The following is a 23,289-nucleotide window of genomic DNA, read 5'->3' as shown; positions in this document are numbered from 1 at the left end:
AATAAATTGTACATCAAGCATATAGATGAAATTACCAAAGATGAAATTACCGGAGAGGGGATCGCCAATGTTTGCAGGCAGGTTCCCGTCGGGCCGGAACAGGGCTGGAGCGAGAATACGCTGCGCGTATTTACGTTAAAAAAAGACGGCCACACTCCCAAACACAGCCATGATTGGGAACATGTTAATTATGTTATTTCCGGGAAAGGTACGCTTGAAATTGACCGCGTTAAACATGATTTGGTCCGGGGGGCGTTTGCTTACGTCCCGCCCAACACCGAGCATCAATATTCAAATCCAAACAACGATGATTTTATTATGATATGCATTGTCCCCAATCGCGGGAATTATTAGTGAAAAGACAATGGTGGCCGCATATAATAAAATGGGCCGCCCGATAATCTATTCATAATAATTACTCCCACACCGGATCGGCGACTTTACCCATAAATATAATCGTACCGGATACTCGTTCTCGAATCGCGAACAAGAACGGGCGATTAATGGTTATATATGGAGTCGGATCAATCGAAGTAGTACTAATAATCACGACGGTAACAGCTGCCGCCTCGGTTCCTTCTTCGTCGAGTTGTACAAATGTCTTATGGAAAACATCACTGATATGCAAATCATTAACATCCGCGATGGGGGTAAAATCGGCGACAAACGGTTGGAAAGCGATATTCATTCCCATTGAAGCGAGAATACTCTTAAGACTGATATCATACTTGAATTTAAACTTCGGCAACTTCAGGTAAACCGATTGATTTTCCAGTTGCGACATCCATGAGCTCCAGGATTCGTTATTCAATTGAGACAGAATATCATTGACGGTATGTTCCGGACGAGGAAGCAAAATGGCAATGGAAAAAGAGCTGTCGCCGTACATCAATTCGATTGCCTGAAACAGATCATTTTCGGTGAAACTAAAAGTCGTGTCGGCTCGCATAAACGTCCTTAATACTTTGGAGCCGTCTTCACGGGTAAAATCCATATCGAAATTATAATCAGAATCAAAAGGCAGCGACCAGCCCCCCTTGAAATATATGGCATTAATTAAATACATCATTGTTAGCGGATCAATCGGGGGATTGATAATATTGGTAATTTTGCCGTTAGTGTTTATATCAACCCAATTGTTTATGGTTTCGGCCGAAGATGAATTATTGAAATCCAGGGCTCGGACAGAAGCTGAGAAATAATCCTGATTTATATCGAGAAAACTTTGCTTTACGGGAAAACCGTTACGGTACCAGATTGAATTGGCGATTTTAAATGTTACGTATTCATCAAGATTGCCTAATATCTGAGTCAGGTTTTTGTAGCTTAAATTAATCTCAATTGGTGATAATTCGGGCAGTTCAAGGGTTGAGGCAATCGCTTCTTTGGTTTCGCCGCCTGCCCCATTATATGCCATTCCCAGGGCATAAGAAACGGACAAGGGAGAGATAAACAGGTTTTTGTCATTGGGTGTGGTATTGTTGATATTTTTAAATAGTTTGAGGCCGAATGAGTTGGTCGAGTTGACCAGGCTTTTTTCGGCCGCGGTAAATTGCTCGGGGGTGCGATCCGATCCCGGGTCGGGATATTCCGGATCCAAGCCCGGGTTATTATCGTCTGAACCGGGCCTAACATTAGTGTTGAACGGCTCGATAATTTTTGAACATTGAAGGCAGATTAACCCCGCCAAAACGATGATTAAATAAACAAATAGTTTTTTCATAAACCCTCCCGCGTGCGACAGAATAAGGAATCTGATAAAATATAATCAAATCGCACAGAATTTGAAAATAATATTTATCCTCCACATTAGAACAATCAAATTACGTGCCTGCTGTGCGATGTCTTCAAACGCTTGACAACCCCTTAAATAACATACGATTGAAATAGCGTAATAGGTGATGAGCAAAAGTAAGTAGTGTACGAAATGGAAATTATGTACCCTGTGGTACAAAGGATTCGTTTAGTCAGTTATTCTATCCTGGTAATCTTAAATTTGATCGTTCCCGCCGGGACCTGAATTTCGGCGATATCCCCGACTTCTTTTCCACGCAACCCGACGCCGATGGGCGATTCGATAGAGATATGATTATTGGCGACATCAATTTCATCGGGGGGAACTAAAGTGTAGGTTTCTTCATCGTCTTCGTCGTCGACGTCAACAACGGTCACCTTAGCGAATAAATAGGCCTTACCTTTGGCAACTTCATCCCGCTTGATTACTTTAACACGCGAAAGTTTGAATTCAAGATCAGCGATCTGCCGTTCGATATGAGTCTGGACTTCCTTGGCGGCATGGTATTCGGCATTCTCGGACAAGTCTCCCATTTCCCGGGCTCGCTTAATTTCGGCGACAATTTTAGGACGCTCTTCGTGTTTTAAGCGGTGCAGGTCCGCTTTCATTTTTTTCAGTCCTTCTTCGGACACGTAAACTTCATTCGAATCAGCCATAATTCCTCAAACTTATTTCTTCAAAATTCTCTATAATTATAGGCAGGATTGGCTGCAAAGTCAATAAATCACCGCCACTGCCTTTGGCCAATTATAGGTCAAATTATCGGCTTTGCTCACGAATAATAAAGTAGCAAAATTGAGCAAAGCAACCATAAGATAACGGTCAGCAATATCGGGCGATCGGTAATCAGGATACGGGTAGGGGAGCCACCCTTTTGTTCCTGATAGATCAGATAAATATATCTGAAAATGCCGTAGAAAACAAACGGCGCGGTTAGATAAAAATATTCGGTTCCCAGTCGCATCTGGACATCCGAGGAAATAGCATATAGCAGGTAGCAGACCAAAATGGCGGGTGTGACGATACCCATTAATTGGTCGAGAAAATAGCTTGAATAACTTTCAAGGATACGCCGGTGATTTTTGCTTCCTTCTTCCAGCATTACGATTTCATGGCGTCGTTTGCCGAATCCCAGAAAGAGCGCGAGAAGAAAAGAAGTAATCAAAAGCCAGCCGGAGAAATTGACATCAATAACAACCGCTCCGGCAAAAGCTCTTAGGACAAATCCGGCCGCGATTGACATGACATCGATTATAACAATATGCTTCAGGTGAAATGTATAGGCGATTTGCAGGATAAAATAACCGACGGCGGTTAAGAAAAATTCCCAATTTAGAAAATAAGCCCCGCCTAATGTTCCCACGGCAAGGATTAATGCCAAAACCGCTGCGGTTGATTTTGATACTCGGCCCGATGCGATCGGGCGCTTGGCTTTACGCGGGTGATTGCGGTCGGCCTCCGCGTCGACGATATCGTTGATGATATATACGGCCGATGACAGGAGACAGAATAATCCGGCGGCGATAAAAGCCGTTATAGCTTTATCGGGGATGTCGGCGCTTCCGGAAAAGATTAGCCCGGTTAAGACAATGCCGTTTTTGATCCATTGATGCGGACGCAATAATTGAAAGATATTCTTTACCATGATCGGGCCTAAGATAAGTCTGTTTTAATGAAAGTTCAATGAATTAATGGGTGTACCTCACGGACTTAATTATGTAGAGACAACTCGAGAGTTTTCGCTACGGGCTATTTAATGTTGTTGGATTAAAATTCGCAGCAGACTTCGGGGGGCGGCGGGCCGCTGTTGAAAACATAATTTACAATGTAAACAGCGTCGCCTATATTGCACGCGCCGTCGCAGTTGATCCGGTAGGTCGGGTTCCGAACGAACTAAATGAGTGAGAAACCCGACATATCTATTCTCCAAAATCATCATTAAATTCGGGAATATCAATTACTCCCCAATCCCTATTATAATATCCTTTTGCGAAATAACCGACAAGTGAAGAATGCTCAAAAACAAATGGATCGATAACCAATCCGTGTTTAACAGGATTAAAATGGATATAATCTATATGGCGATTGAAATCGTTTTGATCTCTGATAATATGATCCCAGAACCGATTTTGCCATACTCTTCCGGGTCCATATTTATTCCTGAAATATCGTGAATATGTAATTTTGAAATCATGCATTATTTTTGAGATGTCAACATTATTTATGTTTATCAATGAATGAAAATGATCGGGCAATATGACCCAGGCTGTAGGTTTATCAAATTTCCAGCATCGCCAGAATAAATTCGGATCATCGAGAAGGATTTTATGTCGTTTGTAAGTTACGCATGTGATGAAGTAATAAGTATTGTGGATATTAAATCGTCGCAATGATTTCATATGTAGTTGTCGGGTTTCTCATTCGCTGCGCTTATTCGGAACCCGACCTACTTTCTGCTCAGTTTCTATACACGAGCTAACATTGCCTATTGACTGATACAACTTGCGAATTAACTATATTGAATTGAAATATGCTTCAAGCTTTTTCACAGCCTTATTAAATTCATCAACATTTGAAATATCCATAGTCAATTTGAACACAATATCTTGTGGATTTCCATTTCTGACATCCGACAATGCGGTTTCTAGCTTATTGAGATTCTCTTTTGGAAACATCATAAATCTTGGTATCATATCTTCAACAAATTTGGCCAATTTGGGAACCAAGCTATCGAACGGGGATTCAACATGGGCACAATTAATTCGCATTGCCCACTTGATTGTTTTCTCTAGAATTTTCCCAAGCATAGACGAAACCCATAGAATACCTTCCTCATTGCCAGGCTCACCAGGTTTTCCAAATGCTTTTTGGACATGTTCATTAATTAAACCTTCAGCCGACGATGATATCCCTTTTAACTCGTGAAGACGGGTTTGCATCCAATCGACTGCTTCTTCGCTCTTCACAAATTCTGAGGTTTCTATTTTCAGATTTGCGCTATATTCTCTGAATAAATCGCCCCTTTTTTCTACTTCATCTATAAACGATTGAAAAAACAAACGATACTCCCATGCATCCGGTTTTTCAAGCGCAAGTTGCAGTGATTTTGACGTCAATTTATGGAAATATTCCGGGAGTTCAGTTCCGCCAAGACGATTACGGACTTTTAGCGAATCATTAAATAGGTAGGCAAATTGAATTCTTAAGCTTTTAATAATATCTTGCGCTGTTTCGAAAGGAAATACCCAAACCCTCTCTTTATTATAGATACTGTCAACAAATTCGAACAGTTTTTCAGTATCTACAACATTAGAAAAATCCCCGGATAGGTTCTTTTTCCATATTGGAAGTATATTCAATATGGTTTTCTCAATAAATACATATATTGGAATGCCCTTATTTAGTGCAGCCAAGTATTCAAGATTGGTGATTGATTTCTCGGTTTTATCATTTATAGAACCATACCGCCCCCCAATTACCAAAATCAAAATATCCGCATTTTCTTTGACGCGATTTCGACAATTTTCAATCGTATCGTCATTAGGATTTACTGGAAATGAAGGTAATTCCGAAAGAAGCGGTATATATCCAAGTTCATCAACTATGAATTCATGTAGATCAGTCCGTACTTGTTTGAGGTCATAAAAGGTAGAGCTTACCATTACTGTTGGTGCAGATTTCATACCTTGCTTTCCTCCTTTATTTTTTATAATCACCCATTGGCTGGGTTTAAAAACGAATTAACGGCGGGATTTATAATAGCACGATTATTCAATAATAGCAATGTTGTTTGGGGTAAATGGTTATTTACTACGATTCATTCCGCGTGATGAGATTAGGAACGATGGCGCGGCTTATCTCGAGTGATAAATCAAAAATATCTAAATTGGGAAATTCTTTTTTGAAAAGCGGTAGATATTCGGATATAAATCTCTCACATAATTTATCTATGCGGCCATAAAAATCATCCGGGGATAACGGCTCTTTTATAAGTGAATATGTCGGGCCGTCTATAAAATTGGTTTCGGATATATCGGGGTTGCTTTCGTTCATGATCCACGACAGGCGCTTTATATTGAAAGCGGTATTGATGCCGCCTTTGACCCAGTGATGAGCGCATGATGAATAATTGAGAAATACTCCCTGGGTTGGGAATTTATATTTCAATGTCGAATGAAAACCTGATAACAACGTTAAGGGGCAGGCGACACCGACCACGCCGATATTTTTATTGTCATTATTCAATACGGCAAAATATTTTTCAAGCTCTTCCGGTTCAAGAATTATTGTGGTATTGCCGCAGGCCAGCCAATCTTCGATTTCATAAACAATACATTCGGGATGGCATTGGGTGCACGAACTGATATTGCCATCGGTTTCTTTGCTACAATCCCAGTCGCTGTAATTTTTCAAGCAATCAGGCAGGACGATTATACGTTTTTCGGTTTTCAGAAATTCCGCGCGGTTGAGATAAGTCAGGATGCTGACGGCCAGGACATTGCGAATATACTCTTCCGGTTTATTTGCGCGTAGAGATGATGATTCAAATTTGCCCGGTTGCCCCAGTGAAGCCACGAAACCATCAACCCCGGCCACATAATCAGCGAGTTCACGGCAGGCCGACTCAATGTAAAGTTTAATGTCCAAAAAATTATCCAAATAAAAACTCACCAACCGTAATTGATTAGTGAGTTATATAATTCTAACGATTCGTCGGGCTGTACGCAAGCCCGGCGCAACAAAAAACATTTTTATATTTTTTTCGCCGTTATTAATTTTGACTTTTTGATGGCGTCGAGAATTTCTTTCTTTTTATCTTCGGGGATTGTAGTTCCTTTGAAGGAATACTGAACGGTATAGGATTTTAATTTTCCGTCGATTAACTTCCAATACTGAATTTGCGGATCTTCTTTGGTCCGGAATTCCGGGCAAATAATTTCAAATAAGACGTATTTGTTGCCGTTTTCGCTGGTTCCTCGTTCCAGAATGTCCCAGGTGGCTTCGGGGCTGGCTTTTTGGGTGCCCAAAAATATTGAGCGGGCAGTGCTAATGATGGGAACTTCTTTGGTGATTGGATTGATTTCGGTGCTTCCCATTTCGGTCCAATTACTTTGTGATTGATCCTTTGGATAGAAAAACTCAATCATTGATAGCCCGTACGTTTTTTTTAAGCCGCTGTGCCATTGGCCGCCTTCGGGCCAATTCATATTTAACATCTCCGTAGATTCCGAAATTTGTTCCGGATCTTGTTTAGTTTGTTTTTTGTCTGCAAGGGCAATACCACTGAGCAGAATCGCAAAAACGGTCAGGGTAAACAGTACGCCGAGGGTCGTCTTGATTTTCATAAGCTTCTCCATGGTTATATTCAGTCTCATTATACAAAAATCGGCTGGATTGCGCTTAAAATTTATGAATTTTAATGCCATTTTACGCAATATTAATAAAACGCGATAACGATTCCGGCATTTTTTTACTTTTCCGAATTGAAGCCAGGCTCTAAATTAACGCTCATGAAGCGGTTGTTGCTCATATTTATATCGGTGTTGCTTTTGACAGGTGATCTTGTTTTTGCTCAGGTTTTGCCTGACGAATTTGCCCGAGCCCAGTCTTTGTTTTCGCGCGCCCAGAGGCTGATGAGGCAAAGAGATTATCCCGGCGCCATCGATGCCTATAATGAATTGGTGGTCGGTTTCAAAAATTCAGAATACCGGGATATTTATAATTATGGCCTGGCCAGGGCTTATTATCATCTGGGCGATTATAAAATGGCCGGCGAAATATTGGCCAGCTTTCATACTCTTTTCCCCAACTCTTACCTGTCTCCATATGCGTATCATCTTAAGGCTAATTGCTATTACAGGACCGGCCGGATCGAGCATTCCTTCCGAAACTATATCGCCGCCTACCGAACCGCGGCGGAAAATCAGCTTCGCCGCTTGAGCGAACGGTCAATAAACGCAATAATTGAGGCCGGCTATTTCCCTCACGATTCGGTCCTGGCCATAATCCCGGGGGATTTGGAGTGCTCCGTAAAATCGCGAATGGCTTTTTTGATGAAAGGACGCTGGAGCCGGGAACAGATTGATAGTCTTCTGGGACGGTGCCCCAATGATATCTTTGAAACGGAAAAACCTCGTGATAGATCATCCGACGGCATAACCGCGGGAATGCTTACGCCGCTCTCAGGCGCTTATGCCCGCTATGGGCAGGCTCTCCTCGACGGCGCTAAACTGGCGGCCGAAAAACTGAGAAGCATGGGTGTTCCGGTTGAAATTTTAGCTTATGATACGCGGGCGGATAACGTTACCGCTGCTCGCCAGGCAATTGCGCTCGGGGAAAGCGGCGCGGATATTATTGTCGGTCCACTGCTTTCCAATGTCGCGGCAACCACGGCTGCGGTTTTGAACAATAAACGGATTCCGCTGTTGGTTCCGGCCGCGACCCAGGCCGGTTTTACGGAATTATCTTCGGGATGTTTTCAATTATCGGCAAACATCAAAACAATCGGCCGCGGATTGGCCCAATACGCCGTTCGGCATCGAGGTATGACGACGTTGGCCGTAATATCTCCGGCGTCTCTGGATGAGTTGACAATGGCTGAAGCGTTCGCCGATGAAGCCCAAAGATTGGGCGCTAACATTCTCGCCTTTGAGAGATTCCGACCCAGTGAAACCGATTTTGGCCCGTATATCCGGGATATCAAGGAAGCTATCCTGGGGCCGGTTGATGATTCGACTTTTTACGTTACGCTTAAAGGAGATACTCTGCGATCCGGAGAAATGGCGGTGGAGCTTGATGGACTTTTTATACCAGCCAATGAACAACAGCTGTTTTTGATTTTGCCCCAGCTCGATTTTTACAGATTCAATACATCGTATCTGGGCACCGACGAATGGAACACTGAAAAAGTGCTCAAACTCGGAGAACGGACTCTGGGCAATGCCGTGTTTTTTTCCAGTTCGATGGCGATGCGCGACTCGCCCGGATATGATGAGTTTTCTTCCAAATTCGATGCCAAATACAGCGGCGAGCCGGATCGCCTGGCGGCGGTTGGTTATGATGCTTTGATGATTCTGGGTGAAGCTTACCTGCAAGACCGAAAATCACCCGGCGATATTGCCGAATTTCTTAAATCCTTAAACGGTTACAACGGCGTTTCGGGAAAAATCACATTTGGGAAAAGCCGCTCGAATCTGGAACTACCTCTTTTCAAATACGAAGACGGCCAGGTCAAGCCATTGATTGAGAAGCCCCTCGTCGAAGAACCGGAAAGTGTTGAACCTCCTCCCGATTCAATTGGAACCGAAGTCATCAGATTTGAATATTAAACCCGATAAAATTATTCAGAACACTTTATTTCCCCGAAGCTATCAATCTTTATTATTACAACGTTTCGTTTCCATTTATCATTTTCATTTTTTGGTTCGTATTGCTATATTATCAAGTCTTTTATCTAAATGAGCGAGAATTATGCAGGGAATTATATTAACGGGCGGCAAAGGCGTAAGGCTGGCGCCGCTGACCGATAATTGCAATAAACATCTGATCGATATCTGCGGAAGGCCGATGATTAACTATTCATTGTCGATTTTTCTTTCCGCGGGTATAAACGATATAACCCTGGTGACCAATCCGCATCACCTCAATGATTTTAAAAAGGCAATGTCGGTCGGGATTGGCACCCAGTTTAATCCGTTAACGATGGTACCGCAAACCGAGAAGCCGGGGATTACCGGATCGATATTGATGATGCCCCACAACCTGCGCATCGGCCCCTACATGGTTGTCCTGGGTGATAATATAATTGGGGGATCGGCTCGGGCCTATCGGGATAAATTTGAGGAAAATCCTGAACAAGCGATGATATTATTGGCCGAAGTACAATCCCCCGAATCGTTTGGAATCGCTCATATCGAAAATGGTAAAATCACGGCTATTGAGGAAAAACCGAAAACGCCCAATTCGCACTGGGCCATAACCGGAATTTATTTCTTCCCCAAAGATTTGTTTGACATCGCCTCCAAAGTAAAACCGTCCGGACGGGGCGAATACGAAGTAACCAACATATTGAATACATATCTTGAGCAAGGTCGATTGAGATATGAAATGCTCAAAGATTGGTGGATCGACGCTGGAACGCATGAATCATTGGCCGAAGTTCGCAGTAGAATATGCGGCGAGGATATCGAAGAAGAAGTCGAATCGAAAGAAGGCGCGCCATGACTGATTTGATTGACGGTGTCAAGATTAAAAAATTGGTAACTCACATCGACGAGCGCGGCTGGCTGTTTGAAATTCTTCGCAGCGATGATGATGTTTTTCAGAAATTCGGTCAGGTATATATTACTTCGGTTCGGTCGGGAGTCGTCAAAGCATGGCATTGTCATGCCATTCAGTATGATAATTTCTGCGCCGTGTCGGGTACCGTCAAACTGGTTCTGGCTGATTTGCGAGAAGATAGTCCTACTCACGGAAAAATAAATGAATTTGTTTTTGGGGATGACAACCGGCTTTTGATTACTATTCCCCCTCATGTCCATCACGGCATAAAAGGATTAAGCCCTCAACCGGCGTTAATACTAAATTGCCCGACCGAACCATATAATCATCAAAATCCGGATGAGATACGATTGCCGCATGATACCGATCTGATTGATTACGACTGGGACCCGGAGGTCGGATGAAAAAGTTACTCATCACCGGCACGGCCGGATTTATCGGCTCGCACCTGGTTGAATATATCTTATCCCATACGGACGATATTCACATCACTTCGCTGGATAAACTTGATTACGCGGGGCATATTATAAACCTTGAACATATCCCCGGGGGGGTAGAATCCGAACGGCATCGCTTTATCAAAGGGTCGATATGCGACTGTAAATTGGTTGATGAACTTTTATCCAACGGATTTGATGGTTTGATTAACGTCGCGGCCCAGACCCATGTCGATCGTGCCTTTTATCATCCGGAATTTTTTATCGAGAATAACGTCGCTGGAGTATTGAATTTGCTCCGGGCGGTTGAAAATTATAAAGTCCGGCGATACCTGCAGATATCGACCGATGAAGTTTACGGAGCCGCGCCTCCGGATAAACCGTGCGGGGAAGGCGCTCCTCTGCGGCCGGGTAATTATTACGCTTCCTCAAAGGCGGCGGCGGATATGTATGTTTTGGCGGCGGTCAACAGCAAAGACATTAACGCCTCGATAATTCGGGGGACGAATAATTTCGGTCCCCGCCAGTATCCGGAAAAACTTATTCCGTTTTTTACCCGGCGCATCCTCAGCGGAAAAACTATGCCTCTTTACGGCGATGGACAACAGATGCGCGACTGGCTATACGTTAAGGACTTCTGTCGGGCGATTTGGATAGTTTTCAATAAGGGCGAAAAAGAGCAGATATATAACGCCGGAGCCGGTAATCATACCAGAAATCTTGAATTGTCAAAACGGATGCTGTCTATCCTGGGTGCGGATGAGAGTTTGATAAACCATGTCGCTGACCGGCCGGGTCATGACTTTTGTTACAGCGTCAAATGGGATAAATTATCGAAGTTAGGATGGGCACCCAAAGCTGATTTCGATACAGCTCTGGAAGAAACGGTCAATTGGTATTGTGATAATGATAAATGGGTGAAAATTATTTTGACCAAATCTCAGGATCACCCGGTTGAAAATAAATTCTTTGAAAATCACTACAAAAATCATTCATGAATTTATCCGAATGCCAGATAATGATTACAGGTGTCGGCGGTCTTCTGGGCCGTCGGTTGGCCGAAGAATTTTTGGATGCAGGTCGCGTAATCAGCCATCATCACAACAATCCGGGAATCGAAAACGATAAAGATATATTTTACGGCGACCTTGGCGATGCCGAACATGTCAAGTTTCTATCACGAGAATTTTCTCCCGATATAATTATAAATTCCGCGGCCTTAGCTGACGTTGATCGGTGTCAACGTGAACCGGATGTATCACAACGAATCAATGTTGACGCCATAGAATTAATGCTCCGGTATTTTCCCCGGGCTAAATTCGTGCATATATCAACCGATTATGTTTTTCCCGGTGAGAAACGAGCCCGACCGAATGACCGGCCTCATCCAATTAATATCTATGGTGAGCATAAACTCCGGGCTGAAGAGATGATCATAGCCGCGGGGACCGATAATTTAATCATTCGAACCAACACCATGATCGACATTACGGCCAGGCAGAACTTTTTTCTTTTTGTATATAATAGCCTGAAGGCAGGTAAAAAAATAAACGGCGCGAGCGATCAAAGCTCCAATCCGATTACCACTCTTACCGCGGCAAAATTAATCGGGCGATTGGTTGAAAAAGAGGCAAGCGGGATATATCACATCGGCGGCGCTGATTTTGTCAGTCGTTATGAGCTGGCGTTGAAGATCGCTGAGATTTGTAAATTTGATAAAGGTCTGATTACTTCGGTCGAAACTTTATCGATCCCGCGTCCGGCTCCAAGGCCGCCTCTGGCCGGGCTGATATGTGACGAAACCGAAGAGTTTCTGAATAGAAAAATGCCAGCCCTGGAAGATGAAATAATCGCTCTGCGTGATTTGATGCTTAGCTATTTCGATTGATTGTTATCACGTCTTTCTCTCTTTTTTGCGAGCGGCAGGAAAGAGAATATTATTGAGAATCAAACGGTAACCGGGCGAATATTTGTGAAGCGAAAGGTCGGTCGGGGGATCGCCAATCCGATGTTGATAGTCTTCAGGGTCATGTCCGGAATAAAAAGTAAAAGTACCTTTGCCGAGATTGCCGTGGATGTAGCGGACTTCGTCATAATCGAGAGGCTGCCCCAATACAATTACATATTTTTTCAAAAGAGATTTTTTCAAGGCTGTCGTCTGACCCATAAAACCGTTGACGACGGGCATATGGTTCTGCACCAGCATCGTCGGGACCGGGTCGAGCTTGGCTGAAAACTCAAACAGATAAAAGATATCATCATCGGGCATGAGAAATCGCTCGATGCGGGCCGGGTAGGTATCGATATTCGAACGCCGATAGGCCAGCGGATTAAAATCGGGAATAAAATCGGTGAACGCTATCGTTTCAGAAAAATCAAGTTTCGAAACGCAATCGGGATCGGGCGGATCACCGTCGAATTCGGAGGGAACAATGTCGGTCGAATGAGCCGCCAGGGCCATATCGAGAGTCTCGGCGGCCGAACACATGGCGAACAAAAATCCTCCGCGCAGGACGTATTCCTTTATTTCTCGTGCCACCGCCTTTTTGCATTCTGAAACTTTGTTATACCCCAGCGACCGGGCCATCGCTTCGTTGGCCGCGACATCCTGTTGATACCACAGTTCGCGGCCGAAAGCGGCGTAGAATTTGCCGTACTGTCCGGAAAAATCCTCATGATGCAAATGAAGCCAGTCGTAATCCTCGAGGCGGCCTTCGAGTACTTCTTTATCCCAGACCAGATCGTAATCGATCTCGGCGTATTCAAGAGCCAACCGAACGGCGTCATCCCACGGCTGATGGCTCGGAGGAGCGTACACTACTATTTTTGGTTCTTTTTCGAGAAGAACGCGTTCCATATTTTCCGCTTCGACAATCCGGTAAATATCGGCGGCTTGCGAATTGGATACGACATCGTAATGGACCCCGCGTATGAGGCATAAATCACGATTGTTGTCGGTGTCTTTTATCAGAAACGAGCCGTAGCGGTAATTGAGAATCCACTCGGCCTGCTGATTGCGCGTCAGGCAGTTGAAGACGACGCCATACGCCTTAAGATGATTGCTCTGCGCCTCATCCATCGGAATAAGAAGCATCTCTGCCGACGATATCGCCGGAAGCAGTAAAACGGCAATCAGTAAATTTATAACAAGAAAATTTCTCATAGTTTTTTGCGCCTTGTAATTTATTCATTATACGTTTTATCGGCCAAACAGTTGATTGTTATAATTCATCTTTCTACAATTCATGATACATCCAGACATTCGGTTCAATATACACGCCCTTATCGTTTTCACAATCGATATCGACCGGAACTAAGGCGCCGGGAATTGTATATCGCCCGCTTTCGGGGAATCGCATCCCGGTCCATTTTTCCCATTCGGCTACAGTTCCGGGAATCGTCATCGCTTGCGAGCAGGATTTAATAATCTTCGCGCCCAATCTCGCGTGTACTCTTAGCCAGGGATCAAAAGGCAAATTTTCGCCATTCGTCCACTTGATATATTTTTCAATCGGAATCAGAGGATAATCGCATTTTTGGGTCGGACGAACAGGAGCTATAAGACCGTTCAATCCATTTTGTCCGGCAATGTCGCGCATCGCTATGACAGCTTTGGAACTCAGCTTCCGGCCATGATAATCGGGATGAACCATGATTTGTATCGCGCAAAGTAGATTTGGTGTGCGTTTATTCTTATAATCATCGATCCCTTTGGCAAGCGCCCAGTCCCAGCCGTCATCAGGCAGGTTTTCGATTTTATCTTCCCATAACAGAGGAACAGAATTGCCCATCGCGATAATTTTATCTGAATCCGGTTCGATCAGTGCAAACTGATATTTCATCAGTTCGGGCTCGGAAAATAAATCGTCGAAATATTTTGCGACAGGGTCGTGGAGCATAAAATCATGCCAAACCATGCGTGCCATTTTATAATTTTCATCCCGTAAAATATCAGCTTGACCGGCGGTTACTATTTTGAAATTATTTTCGCTTATTTTCCTCATACCCTTTGCTGATTTGTGTCATCGCGAATCCCGCCTTAGCGGGATGTGGCGATCTGTTAAAATTGTCTCTTCTGTCAGTTCACACCCCTCCTGCGTTGGGCCAGGAACTGACAGAGCAAGTTTACAAAGATTGCCATGTCGTTCCCGCTTTCGCGGAACTTCTCGCAATGACTCTCTTTATAGTTGCAACAGGCCATGAATTAATTATTTCAAAATCATGACCTCCCGCTTCATTTACGCCGCGGCGCTGTCACCGACGGCTTCGGCCAGCATGATACGATGATACAGCCTGCAATACAGACCCTCTTTCAATATCAAGTCAATATGCCCGCCTTCCTCGACCACGCGGCCTTCGTCCAAAACGATAATCTTATCGGCTTTCTCCAGAGTTGCCGGACGATGCGTCACAATAAAGCAGGTCAAATCCGGCATAACTTCATGAAGCCGATCCCACAATATCGCTTCGGTGTCAGCATCAAGAGCCGAAGTACAATCATCAAGTATCAAAATTTTCGGCTTTCCGGCCAATGCGCGAGCCAATGCCAGACGCTGTTTTTGACCGCCCGAAATCGACATTCCCCGAACTCCGATGCGAGTCTGTAACCCTTTGGGGAAACTATCCATCTCGCCTTTGAGTTGCGCGACATCAAGAGCCCACTCGATAGTGGCATCGGTTATATCGTCCCGGTCAAAACGAACGTTGTTTTCAATCGTGTCCGAAAACAAAATCGGTTCCTGCGGGACGTATCCGACTATCCGGCGCAGATCGTGAATATCATACTTGCGCAAATCGATTCCATCGAGCGTAATCTTTCCCGATACCGGATTTACCAGGCGCGGAACCAGCCGCGCCGCCCAGCTTTTGCCGGAGCCGACTTTTCCGACCAGGGCCACGCGCTGGCTTGGCTCGGCGGTAAAGTTTAAATCGGAAACAATATCTCGCTCCATTCCGTCAAATCTGAACGTCGCGTTTTCGAAAATCACGCGCCCGGATGTTTTCTCTCTTTCGACTGCCTTTGCGCCTTCATTTTCGTCAATCATCGGGGGATACTCTTCCATTTCAATCAACCGCTTGATCGAAACCGCGGCGCGCAACCCGCGCACAAGGAAATTTCCGACATCGAACATCGGATATATCATAAACAGCATTAACGATTCAAAGGCTACAAACTCGCCAATTGTCAGGCTGCCGTTGATCACGTAATATCCGCCGGCCAGGAGGATAATTATGAGGCCCAATTGCCAGATATACATCCACAATGATTCGATAACGGTATGCGCCCTGACGGCTGATATCTCCGCTGTCTGGCGATTGTCAGCGACAGCGCCGAATTTCTTACGCTGGTCTTTTTCACGAACATACGCTTTGATAACGCGAATACCCGAAAAACAAGCTTCCATAGCGTTATTGACCGCTGAGATTTTCTTTTGCAGAAAATCAAAACGTTTATCGAGCACCGACGAGCTTTTCATATAAATGAATACCAGAATTGGCAGCGGTGTCGCCGTCCACAACGTCAGCGTGGGATGAATCGAAATCATCATAACCAGACTGAAAAGTATCAAAACCACCGATTCATAAAATCGGAAAATGCCGCTGCAGGCGAACCAGGCCAGTTTATCTTCACCGCAGTCATCGGTCATCCTCGTTACCAAGTCCCCGGTGCTGAATTTATTGAAGAAATCCGGACCCTTGAGAGTCGTGCCCTCAAATGCCTTTTGGCGAAACTCCAGCTCCAACCTGATGTTCATATACGCCCGATGCCCGACTAAAACGATATAGACGAAAAACCAGATTAACGCAAATCCAATTAGAATCAAAGAGTAGCTGGCGATGCTGTTTCCGCCCAGATACTCGATAAATTCATTCACATACGGCATATTTACACGCGTTAATTCACCCGACTGAAGCAGGTCGAATATATTTTTCAAAAGCAGCGGCTGAATGACCAGCAGCATTCCTGACAAAACTGAGAATGTCAGGAGCACAAAAAGCGTCCGCTTATGATGCCGGTAATAACGCCAGAACCATTTTATGTATTTTAACATGCCTTTTTCACTCCATTGCCGTTGAGTTGCTTGAATTGCAGTTTGAACAGCTTCGAATAATATCCGTTCTTCTCAAGCAATTCCTCGTGTTTTCCCCTCTCTATAATTTCACCCTCGCGGATGACGAGAATTTTATCGACGTTAATGATCGTTGACAACCGATGGGCGATGATAATCGATGTTCGTCCCCGCATCAGGGTCGTCAATCCTTGCTGAATCAGCCGTTCCGTTTCGGGATCAACCGAACTGGTCGCCTCATCGAGAATCAACACCTGCGGATCGGCAATCAATGCCCGCGCGAATGATAACAATTGCCGTTCGCCGCGACTCAGATTGCCGCCTCGTTCGGATAATTCCGTTTCATATTGTTCCGGCATCCGCTCGATGAACTGATGCGCCGCGACCGTTTTGCAGGCGTCAACTACTTTGTTGCGGTCAGCCCCGTTGACCGAAAGCGATACATTGGAAGCGACGTTGCCCGGAAAGAGGAAAATATCCTGAAGCACCAATCCAATTTTCTCGCGCAACTGATCTTTGGGGATATCCCGCAAATCAATTCCATCTATCACAATCCGCCCTTTTTGCGGATCATAAAATCTTAAAAGCAGGTTTATCACGGTCGATTTGCCGCCTCCGGTTACTCCGGCCAGGGCGTACTGTTTTCCTCTCGGAATCGTAAACGAAGCGTCTTTCAAGGCATAATTGTCATCATTAGTATAGGAAAACCACACGTTTTCAAACACGATCCCTTCGCGAAACTTTGGCCATGATACCGGGCGCACCGATTCGGGAACAATTTCATGAGTATCCATCAGTCCGAATATCCTCTTGGCGCCGGCGACCGCTTTTTGAATCATGGCCAGTTGCTCGGCGGCAAGGTGAACCGGTTCCATCAATTGACGGATATAGGCAATAAACATCACCAGCGTTCCGATAGTTACCGAACCCACTCCGGCCCATTTGGCTCCGAAATACAGAACGCTCGCGATTATCGCCGTTTCCATGAAGAATATGAAATTAAACATGACGATAACCCACATATTAGCCTGGAAATCGGGCCTCATCTTATTCATACTGGCCTGAAACATGCGTTGCCGCACCATTTTGATGCGATCGAAAATCTGAATAATCTGCAGACCCTGCAGAAATTCGGTTAGCGTCGCGGTAATGTCGGCCATCCGTTTGCGAACCAAAAGCCATTTGGAGGTCGTCTGCCGTTGATAGATATACAGGGCAATGACAATAATCGGGATAAAGGCCATCACAATCAGCGCCAGATTGGGAGAGATAAGAAGCAGGACAATAAATATCCCGATCACCTGTATAATCGTCCCAATGATATTGACGACTGTGTTGGTAAACATCTGCCGCAACGCCTCGGTATCCGATTCGACCCGGGCCATGAGCCGCCCGACCGGGTTACGGTCATAAAACGACACGGCCATTTTCAGGATATGATCAAAAAGGTCTTTACGCAAAAGCGTCATCACCCTCTGGCCGATTATCTCCATGCGAATGCGGAAAAAATAGTTGCCGATTAAAAACAGACCTTGAAGCAATGTATACAGACCAACCGTTATCAAAAGGCCGCGGTAATCGGCGTTAGCTATATCGACGTCAATCGCCGTACGAATCAAGGTCGGCGCGTAAACATAGAGAGCCTTGGCCACGGCTAAAAGTCCAAAACAAATAAGCAGCCATTTAATATGCGGCTTCAAAAGCGGCAACAGCCGTCCGAAAGCTTTGCGCGAGCTTACATCTTCATATTTTTCATCTTCGAAATATGCCGAATTCATGTTTCTACTCCGTTTTTGCCGCTTCGACCCGGCGTTAAATATGCACTACCAGTCCGAACGGAGTCTTTGAATCACAAAAAAACCCGCCGGACCTGTTAATGTGATCCGGCGGGTCAAAGATTTACCTGTATATAGATACTTATGGTCTTATAAGGAAACCTCCGCAACCGCAGGACCACCGCCCGGGATTACCCGGGAATACACGCCTATATATAAGTTGTTTGGTCATATTAGTCGATGTACTCCTCTTGGGATTTTATCCCGTAATGCCCGAGATCATAAAATTTTGGCGATACTTGAACATCAAACTCCCTCGGTTGCGAGTCAAAATAAAGTTTAACTTCCTGGTTAACGAAAACAATCTATAATTGTTTCGGATAAAGTCAAGCTTTTTTTTTATTTTGTCAATTCCTTGAACTCAAACTTCGACAACTTAGGTATCAGCTAAACCTCGACGACTTTTGTACCGGCGATAAAATCATGAATACATCGGCGGTCATCGCGGAATATAAAAAATATATCGGTCAACGAATAGAACGGGATAAGTCCCAGAAGTCCGTTGACGATACCGCGCATTCCGACGTTAGTTCCAAATCCGCCGTTTTCGCCTGTATCGAATTTGACGATGCGGATGTTCATGGTTTTTTTACCGATGGTTTGTCCCAGCATTGTTAAAAGATAAATTTGATAGACGGCAAACCCCGCCAGCCCCAAAAACAAAATCGCTGGCGAATCGAATAAGATCGAGGCCAGATATATCACGATGGCGCAGGCCGAATCGACGATGGCCGCCAGAAGCCGCGTTCCTCGTCCCGCTAACGGCGCCTCGGCTTTGATTGACATCGGGGGAGCCATTGCCGGAGGTGGCATGGTTGGTGGAGGCATTTGGGTCATGTTACTCTCCTTGCCTGAAGTTCAAGTTCAACAGTATTTTAGACTATATTAATAGTTCGGCGAGAAATAAGAGGCTGTTAGCTATTCAAATAAATCGGTGATATTGAACCGCAAATCCACATGAAATTGCTCAGATTTTGCTCAGGAAGCAAATTGCTATGATCTTGTATTAAAGTATACTGTTGCGATTTTTATTTAGATATCATATCATTAAATAAGCGCGTTGGGACTTACCTAAAGAGTGTTACTTCTAATAGATTTTTTTGTCGGGGAGGGCAATATGAAGTTTAAAATTCTTTCAATATCGTTATTTGGAATTGTGCTTCTTTCGTTCTCAATGTCATTTGCACAAGATTCCAATCAGTTATCAGCGAAAGACAGTCTTCTGTATAAGGTAATAAAAAAGTTAGACGTTGAAAAACTACTTCGCGTGCAACTGACCGATAAGGTTAGGATTACCGGGATATATTCGGAATTTATCGGTGACACGCTGTTTTTAATCGATTCGCTGGGCAAACGAGCCGTCCCGGTTGGTTCAATTGATATAATGTGGAAACGCGGACGGGCAACAAAGACTGGTCTGCTAATTGGAAGTATTGTCGGCACTCAGGTTGGCCTGATTGGAGGTTATTGTGCCGCCGGATTAATGCCTGGGGATGCCGCGGTAAATTTTCTTGTGGGTACACTGACCGGTATTTTGACCGGGGGACTGATTGGATCCGCGATTGGTGCGGTCATTAAAAAATGGCACCGCTGTTTCAGTCCGCCGGATCCGGAAGAAATTCTTCCTCCTGACTATGATGGCAGGTATGATTGATCGCGAAAGTGGGAGCCCACACAAAAAAGCTTCGCATTTTTCGGATGAGCCATCGGTTAGTTGTAATCCTATCAAGGCGTCGTTCTTTCCAGAATCCAGTCACATATGATTTCCAAAGCGAGTGGCGACATGGTTTTTTCTATCTTTTTGTATTCGGAGATACTCCCTGTTTCTGCGGTTTGTAACATGTGATTCAATTCAGGCAATTGTCTTACTGTATAGTCCTTGTTTCCTCCGACGGCCACAATTGCCCGTTTCGCTCCCGCCCGCTGTTTGTTCCGGTCATAGATTCGCCGCATTGCCCTGTTTTCCCCGGTACATCTTATTTAATTACAGCGTTTCTTTAGCGCTTATAGCCGATTTTTCGCAGGAAATCCACCCGTGCTTTTTTGTCTTCGTCGCTTTCAATACCCTTGGGGGCGAAACCGTCAATGACGCCAATAATCCCTCGTCCCTGCTCGGTCTCGGCAATAATTACTTCGACCGGATTGGCGGAGGCGCAGAATATCCGGCAGACTTCGCGGCAATCTTTCAAAGAAGGAAGAACGTTAATCGGAAAGCCGTCTTTCATCAGAATGATAAAACTATGTCCGGCGCCGATATCATGGGCATATTTTTCGGCCCGCTCGATTAAATCGGGATCATTGCCGTCGCTGCGGATAAGGCAGGGACCGGAAGCTTCGCAAAAAGCGATACCAAATTTTATTGACGGCGAGCTGTTTATCATAACTTCATAAATATCCTCAACCGTCTTGATAAAATGCGACATCCCCAGAATCATATTCTCATCGGCAGCGACTTGAATCTTATAAGTTTTAGTCTTCATTATTGGCCTCCCCAAAAATATTATCGGTTAAACCGGTATTGATTTTGTAATCGAAATAGAATTCCTCAACCTCGAAATTGAATTTTATGAAAATCATCACTTTGCCTCGGCCACGCAGGTAAATGCCGTCGATGATATCCTCGAGAGCCTTATCCTGAGCCCCAATGACAGCAGACAAACACAATATCATCGATGCGAAAATTGGCATGACTTTCATCATTCATCCCTGTCGTAAATTATCCGTACAGAGTTGATACGGTCGCCCCGGACAATCTGCTGAGCAATGTCCATCCCCGATACCACCTGCCCAAAAAGAGTATAGCGTGAATCGAGACGCGGCTGAGGCGATAGAGTGATAAAATATTGCGATCCCCCGGTATCTTTTCCGGCGCGAGCCATACCGAACATACCTGTCTTATAAGACAGACGATTATACTCACAACGTATCAGGTAACCCGGTCCACCCCAACCGTCGCGGCGGGGACAGCCATCCTGAATAACAAAATTGGGTACCACCCGGTGAAACTCAAGGCTGTCATAATATCCTTTCTCCGCCAACTCAATGAAATTATTGACCGTCATCTGAGCCTCTTTATACAGCAATTCAATTGTTATATCACCTTTAGAGGTCGAGATCACAGCTTTGGGATTATTCTCGTAGCGTTCATAGAAATGCCGGTAGTTTTTATTTTCAAGAAGAGTACTGTACGACGCGATCCCGCCTCGGCGATCGATTTCGTATTTGTCAAGTAGTATTTCCGAGGCTTTGATTCTGATGAAATACGACTCGTCATTGCTGCCTTCTTCAAGCACCGCGATGATCAAACTGTCATATTCGGGATTATTGTCATACTCCTGCCAGCATTCGATGATGCCCTGTTTAAGATTGATATCCAGAGTCGCTCGATTATTCAAGAATAACTCGGCAATAGGCCGGATAAATTGTACCATTTTGCGTTTTGACGCCATATCGACCGCCTGCCACTGGACCGCCCAGTCAATGTCTTTCAATGCCGTTTCGATATAATGGGTCGCTCCGGATGAATCGACCATACCCAGGCTGGCCAGAGCAGTAAAGCGTACCGACGGTACTTCATCGTTAAATAGTTTTGCAAGGCGAGCGACCGCGGCGTCTTTGGGAATTTCAACCAACGCTTCGGCTATGCTTTTTTTCTGATGCGTGGTTGGGTTTGCCAATTCTTTATCAATTGCAAATAGCGCCTCGGCGCCCTTGATTTTCAGAAGCGATTTTGCGGCTGAGGCCCGAATATTTTCCCGCCCATCCTCACGTAGAATTTTTTCTATCACGTCGGACAGATTGTTTTGACCCGAAACGTCGGGGAAATCTCCGAGGATATCAAGAGCGAAGGCAAGTAGTTTTTCATCCTGTAAATCGGGCAACTTCGAGTAAATAAATTTTACGCCCGGATTTCCAATCCTCTGCAAGGCGCCCATCGCCGCCCCGGCTACCCTGAGATCATCATCGTTGAGACCAGTCGCGATAAGCGAAGCCGAAGAAGTATCGCCCGACCGCCCTAACCCGTCGTAGGCGAGCATCCGGTATTCGGGGTCGGCGTCGGAGAGCATGACTTTGAAAAATTCCCGAGCTTCGGTACGGCCACCGAGGGATAGGGCGTACAGGGCTCCGTACTTTACTTTTCTATTGTCGCTCGATAGACCGATTTCAGCCATCCTGTTGGAAAAATTCCATTGCCCGGCTCGATATAATGCCAGCATCGCCTGATAGACAACCATCGTATCGGAATGATCCAAAAACTCCGCGATCTTTTCCGAATTGATCGAATCCGCTACCCGTCCCAGGGCTTCCACGGCAGCTTCCAGAGCCGGAGTTCCGCTTGCGGTTAGATTATATATCGGATCAAAGAAAGTTGAATCGCCTATGAGACCGGCGGCGAAAAACTTGGCCTCGGCCGCTATTTTCGAGCTATCCGGCAAATGCTCAATAAATTTCTGATTATACACGCCCCCGCCGATTCGCCCCAGCGCCAGAGCCATGCGTGCCCGGATTTCCGGATCGGGATCATTAAGATATAGGCTTTCGATGGGAATCCTGATTTCGTCGCGGATATTTTCCATCAATGAAATTCTGTAAAATTTATCCTGCCGAATATATTTCTGCTCCAGTTCAGAACATGAAACGAAAATAAAAATGGGAGCCGCCAGAAATACCGGAAAAACCGTCGTCAGCAGCCAAATCATTCTATTATTTGTCTTACCCATTCGCCCTCCATATATTGCTTTAGACTAATTAATAAAAGACTGATGCCTCAATCAACCAGAAAGTATCGATGTTTCCGGCCGATAATAATTTCGAAAAACAATGACAAATCAGAGGGTTTATAATATATTGGCTCTCCTTATTTGGGAATT

General features: G+C 44.9%; 23 protein-coding genes. 7 read left to right on the top strand and 16 right to left on the bottom strand.

The window, feature by feature from the left end:
* The first annotated feature begins 6 nt into the window (after positions 1-6).
* The gene (locus V3V99_07810; protein ID MEE9442558.1) at positions 7-354 is read left to right on the top strand and encodes a cupin domain-containing protein; all 348 of its coding nucleotides are present in this window, start codon (positions 7-9) and stop codon (positions 352-354) included.
* A gap of 61 nt (positions 355-415) precedes the next feature.
* On the opposite strand, the gene V3V99_07805 is transcribed toward V3V99_07810, so the two are convergent.
* The 7 genes from V3V99_07805 to V3V99_07775 form a co-directional block, all read right to left on the bottom strand.
* Positions 416-1,723, bottom strand: a complete 1,308-nt coding sequence (locus tag V3V99_07805) for a serpin family protein (GenBank protein ID MEE9442557.1) — start codon at positions 1,721-1,723, stop codon at positions 416-418.
* 248 nt (positions 1,724-1,971) lie between these two features.
* Entirely contained in the window at positions 1,972-2,451 is a 480-nt protein-coding gene (gene greA / locus V3V99_07800; GenBank protein MEE9442556.1) for a transcription elongation factor GreA, read from the bottom strand.
* Between the two features lie 116 nt (positions 2,452-2,567).
* The gene (locus V3V99_07795) at positions 2,568-3,440 is read right to left on the bottom strand and encodes a decaprenyl-phosphate phosphoribosyltransferase (GenBank protein MEE9442555.1); all 873 of its coding nucleotides are present in this window, start codon (positions 3,438-3,440) and stop codon (positions 2,568-2,570) included.
* 274 nt (positions 3,441-3,714) lie between these two features.
* A complete protein-coding gene (locus tag V3V99_07790; GenBank protein ID MEE9442554.1) occupies positions 3,715-4,194 on the bottom strand; it encodes a transposase in 480 nt (159 codons plus the stop codon).
* A 114-nt stretch (positions 4,195-4,308) separates the two neighbouring features.
* Positions 4,309-5,478 carry a DUF4062 domain-containing protein gene (locus tag V3V99_07785; protein ID MEE9442553.1) on the bottom strand — a complete coding sequence of 390 codons (1,170 nt, stop codon included), beginning with the start codon at positions 5,476-5,478 and terminating at the stop codon, positions 4,309-4,311.
* 127 nt (positions 5,479-5,605) lie between these two features.
* Positions 5,606-6,442 (bottom strand): DUF116 domain-containing protein, encoded by an 837-nt coding sequence (locus V3V99_07780; GenBank protein MEE9442552.1) that lies wholly within the window; start codon positions 6,440-6,442, stop codon positions 5,606-5,608.
* 104 nt (positions 6,443-6,546) lie between these two features.
* Positions 6,547-7,140, bottom strand: coding sequence for a hypothetical protein (locus V3V99_07775; protein MEE9442551.1), 594 nt, complete (start codon positions 7,138-7,140; stop codon positions 6,547-6,549).
* 165 nt (positions 7,141-7,305) lie between these two features.
* Between V3V99_07775 and V3V99_07770 the strand changes: the two genes are divergently transcribed.
* The 5 genes from V3V99_07770 to V3V99_07750 all read left to right on the top strand — a co-directional run bounded on the left by V3V99_07770 (position 7,306) and on the right by V3V99_07750 (position 12,400).
* Positions 7,306-9,123: a penicillin-binding protein activator gene (locus V3V99_07770; GenBank protein ID MEE9442550.1), complete on the top strand. Its 1,818-nt coding sequence runs from the start codon at positions 7,306-7,308 to the stop codon at positions 9,121-9,123.
* 142 nt (positions 9,124-9,265) lie between these two features.
* Positions 9,266-10,018 (top strand): sugar phosphate nucleotidyltransferase, encoded by a 753-nt coding sequence (locus V3V99_07765; GenBank protein ID MEE9442549.1) that lies wholly within the window; start codon positions 9,266-9,268, stop codon positions 10,016-10,018.
* Positions 10,015-10,479, top strand: coding sequence for a dTDP-4-dehydrorhamnose 3,5-epimerase family protein (locus V3V99_07760; protein ID MEE9442548.1), 465 nt, complete (start codon positions 10,015-10,017; stop codon positions 10,477-10,479). Before V3V99_07765 ends, V3V99_07760 begins: the two co-directional genes overlap by 4 nt.
* Positions 10,476-11,510 carry a dTDP-glucose 4,6-dehydratase gene (locus tag V3V99_07755; protein ID MEE9442547.1) on the top strand — a complete coding sequence of 345 codons (1,035 nt, stop codon included), beginning with the start codon at positions 10,476-10,478 and terminating at the stop codon, positions 11,508-11,510. Before V3V99_07760 ends, V3V99_07755 begins: the two co-directional genes overlap by 4 nt.
* Positions 11,511-11,530: 20 nt before the next feature.
* A complete protein-coding gene (locus V3V99_07750) occupies positions 11,531-12,400 on the top strand; it encodes a sugar nucleotide-binding protein (protein ID MEE9442546.1) in 870 nt (289 codons plus the stop codon).
* Positions 12,401-12,406: 6 nt separating this feature from the next.
* Here V3V99_07750 and V3V99_07745 read toward each other — a convergent pair whose 3' ends face one another.
* The 5 genes from V3V99_07745 to V3V99_07725 all read right to left on the bottom strand — a co-directional run bounded on the left by V3V99_07745 (position 12,407) and on the right by V3V99_07725 (position 19,255).
* Positions 12,407-13,675 carry an asparagine synthetase B gene (locus V3V99_07745; GenBank protein MEE9442545.1) on the bottom strand — a complete coding sequence of 423 codons (1,269 nt, stop codon included), beginning with the start codon at positions 13,673-13,675 and terminating at the stop codon, positions 12,407-12,409.
* Between the two features lie 73 nt (positions 13,676-13,748).
* Entirely contained in the window at positions 13,749-14,516 is a 768-nt protein-coding gene (locus V3V99_07740) for a GNAT family N-acetyltransferase (GenBank protein MEE9442544.1), read from the bottom strand.
* Between the two features lie 234 nt (positions 14,517-14,750).
* The gene (locus V3V99_07735) at positions 14,751-16,565 is read right to left on the bottom strand and encodes an ABC transporter ATP-binding protein (protein MEE9442543.1); all 1,815 of its coding nucleotides are present in this window, start codon (positions 16,563-16,565) and stop codon (positions 14,751-14,753) included.
* A complete protein-coding gene (locus tag V3V99_07730) occupies positions 16,559-18,361 on the bottom strand; it encodes an ABC transporter ATP-binding protein (GenBank protein MEE9442542.1) in 1,803 nt (600 codons plus the stop codon). The genes V3V99_07735 and V3V99_07730 overlap by 7 nt, the downstream gene beginning before the upstream one ends.
* A gap of 444 nt (positions 18,362-18,805) precedes the next feature.
* Entirely contained in the window at positions 18,806-19,255 is a 450-nt protein-coding gene (locus V3V99_07725; protein ID MEE9442541.1) for an RDD family protein, read from the bottom strand.
* A 280-nt stretch (positions 19,256-19,535) separates the two neighbouring features.
* Here V3V99_07725 and V3V99_07720 point away from each other — a divergent pair, with 280 nt between their 5' ends.
* A complete protein-coding gene (locus V3V99_07720; protein ID MEE9442540.1) occupies positions 19,536-20,072 on the top strand; it encodes a hypothetical protein in 537 nt (178 codons plus the stop codon).
* Positions 20,073-20,143: 71 nt separating this feature from the next.
* On the opposite strand, the gene V3V99_07715 is transcribed toward V3V99_07720, so the two are convergent.
* Genes V3V99_07715 through V3V99_07700 form a run of 4 tightly spaced genes read right to left on the bottom strand, consistent with a single transcriptional unit; the run spans position 20,144 to position 23,139 of the window.
* On the bottom strand, positions 20,144-20,371 hold the full coding sequence (locus V3V99_07715; protein MEE9442539.1) for a hypothetical protein: 228 nt from the start codon (positions 20,369-20,371) through the stop codon (positions 20,144-20,146).
* A 44-nt stretch (positions 20,372-20,415) separates the two neighbouring features.
* Entirely contained in the window at positions 20,416-20,898 is a 483-nt protein-coding gene (locus V3V99_07710) for an adenosine-specific kinase (protein MEE9442538.1), read from the bottom strand.
* Complete coding sequence (locus tag V3V99_07705; GenBank protein ID MEE9442537.1) at positions 20,888-21,118, bottom strand: hypothetical protein; 231 nt, start codon at positions 21,116-21,118, stop codon at positions 20,888-20,890. Before V3V99_07705 ends, V3V99_07710 begins: the two co-directional genes overlap by 11 nt.
* Complete coding sequence (locus V3V99_07700; protein ID MEE9442536.1) at positions 21,115-23,139, bottom strand: peptidylprolyl isomerase; 2,025 nt, start codon at positions 23,137-23,139, stop codon at positions 21,115-21,117. Before V3V99_07700 ends, V3V99_07705 begins: the two co-directional genes overlap by 4 nt.
* Positions 23,140-23,289 lie beyond the last annotated feature (150 nt).

The organism is Candidatus Zixiibacteriota bacterium, from assembly GCA_036480375.1.
Classification (GTDB): Bacteria; Zixibacteria; MSB-5A5; order GN15; family JAAZOE01; genus JAZGGI01.
This window is presented reverse-complemented; position numbering and strand designations above follow the sequence as displayed.

What these genes read in the sequence shown, in the direction of transcription:
- V3V99_07805 (MEE9442557.1), bottom strand. Translation starts at nt 1,723, where the DNA reads ATGAAAAAACTATTTGTTTATTTAATCATCGTTTTGGCGGGGTTAATC.
- greA (MEE9442556.1), bottom strand. Translation starts at nt 2,451, where the DNA reads ATGGCTGATTCGAATGAAGTTTACGTGTCCGAAGAAGGACTGAAAAAA.
- V3V99_07795 (MEE9442555.1), bottom strand. Translation starts at nt 3,440, where the DNA reads ATGGTAAAGAATATCTTTCAATTATTGCGTCCGCATCAATGGATCAAA.
- V3V99_07790 (MEE9442554.1), bottom strand. Translation starts at nt 4,194, where the DNA reads ATGAAATCATTGCGACGATTTAATATCCACAATACTTATTACTTCATC.
- V3V99_07785 (MEE9442553.1), bottom strand. Translation starts at nt 5,478, where the DNA reads ATGAAATCTGCACCAACAGTAATGGTAAGCTCTACCTTTTATGACCTC.
- V3V99_07775 (MEE9442551.1), bottom strand. Translation starts at nt 7,140, where the DNA reads ATGAAAATCAAGACGACCCTCGGCGTACTGTTTACCCTGACCGTTTTT.
- V3V99_07770 (MEE9442550.1), top strand. Translation starts at nt 7,306, where the DNA reads ATGAAGCGGTTGTTGCTCATATTTATATCGGTGTTGCTTTTGACAGGT.
- V3V99_07765 (MEE9442549.1), top strand. Translation starts at nt 9,266, where the DNA reads ATGCAGGGAATTATATTAACGGGCGGCAAAGGCGTAAGGCTGGCGCCG.
- V3V99_07760 (MEE9442548.1), top strand. Translation starts at nt 10,015, where the DNA reads ATGACTGATTTGATTGACGGTGTCAAGATTAAAAAATTGGTAACTCAC.
- V3V99_07755 (MEE9442547.1), top strand. Translation starts at nt 10,476, where the DNA reads ATGAAAAAGTTACTCATCACCGGCACGGCCGGATTTATCGGCTCGCAC.
- V3V99_07750 (MEE9442546.1), top strand. Translation starts at nt 11,531, where the DNA reads ATGATTACAGGTGTCGGCGGTCTTCTGGGCCGTCGGTTGGCCGAAGAA.
- V3V99_07745 (MEE9442545.1), bottom strand. Translation starts at nt 13,675, where the DNA reads ATGAGAAATTTTCTTGTTATAAATTTACTGATTGCCGTTTTACTGCTT.
- V3V99_07740 (MEE9442544.1), bottom strand. Translation starts at nt 14,516, where the DNA reads ATGAGGAAAATAAGCGAAAATAATTTCAAAATAGTAACCGCCGGTCAA.
- V3V99_07735 (MEE9442543.1), bottom strand. Translation starts at nt 16,565, where the DNA reads ATGTTAAAATACATAAAATGGTTCTGGCGTTATTACCGGCATCATAAG.
- V3V99_07730 (MEE9442542.1), bottom strand. Translation starts at nt 18,361, where the DNA reads ATGAATTCGGCATATTTCGAAGATGAAAAATATGAAGATGTAAGCTCG.
- V3V99_07725 (MEE9442541.1), bottom strand. Translation starts at nt 19,255, where the DNA reads ATGACCCAAATGCCTCCACCAACCATGCCACCTCCGGCAATGGCTCCC.
- V3V99_07720 (MEE9442540.1), top strand. Translation starts at nt 19,536, where the DNA reads ATGAAGTTTAAAATTCTTTCAATATCGTTATTTGGAATTGTGCTTCTT.
- V3V99_07715 (MEE9442539.1), bottom strand. Translation starts at nt 20,371, where the DNA reads ATGCGGCGAATCTATGACCGGAACAAACAGCGGGCGGGAGCGAAACGG.
- V3V99_07710 (MEE9442538.1), bottom strand. Translation starts at nt 20,898, where the DNA reads ATGAAGACTAAAACTTATAAGATTCAAGTCGCTGCCGATGAGAATATG.
- V3V99_07705 (MEE9442537.1), bottom strand. Translation starts at nt 21,118, where the DNA reads ATGATGAAAGTCATGCCAATTTTCGCATCGATGATATTGTGTTTGTCT.
- V3V99_07700 (MEE9442536.1), bottom strand. Translation starts at nt 23,139, where the DNA reads ATGGGTAAGACAAATAATAGAATGATTTGGCTGCTGACGACGGTTTTT.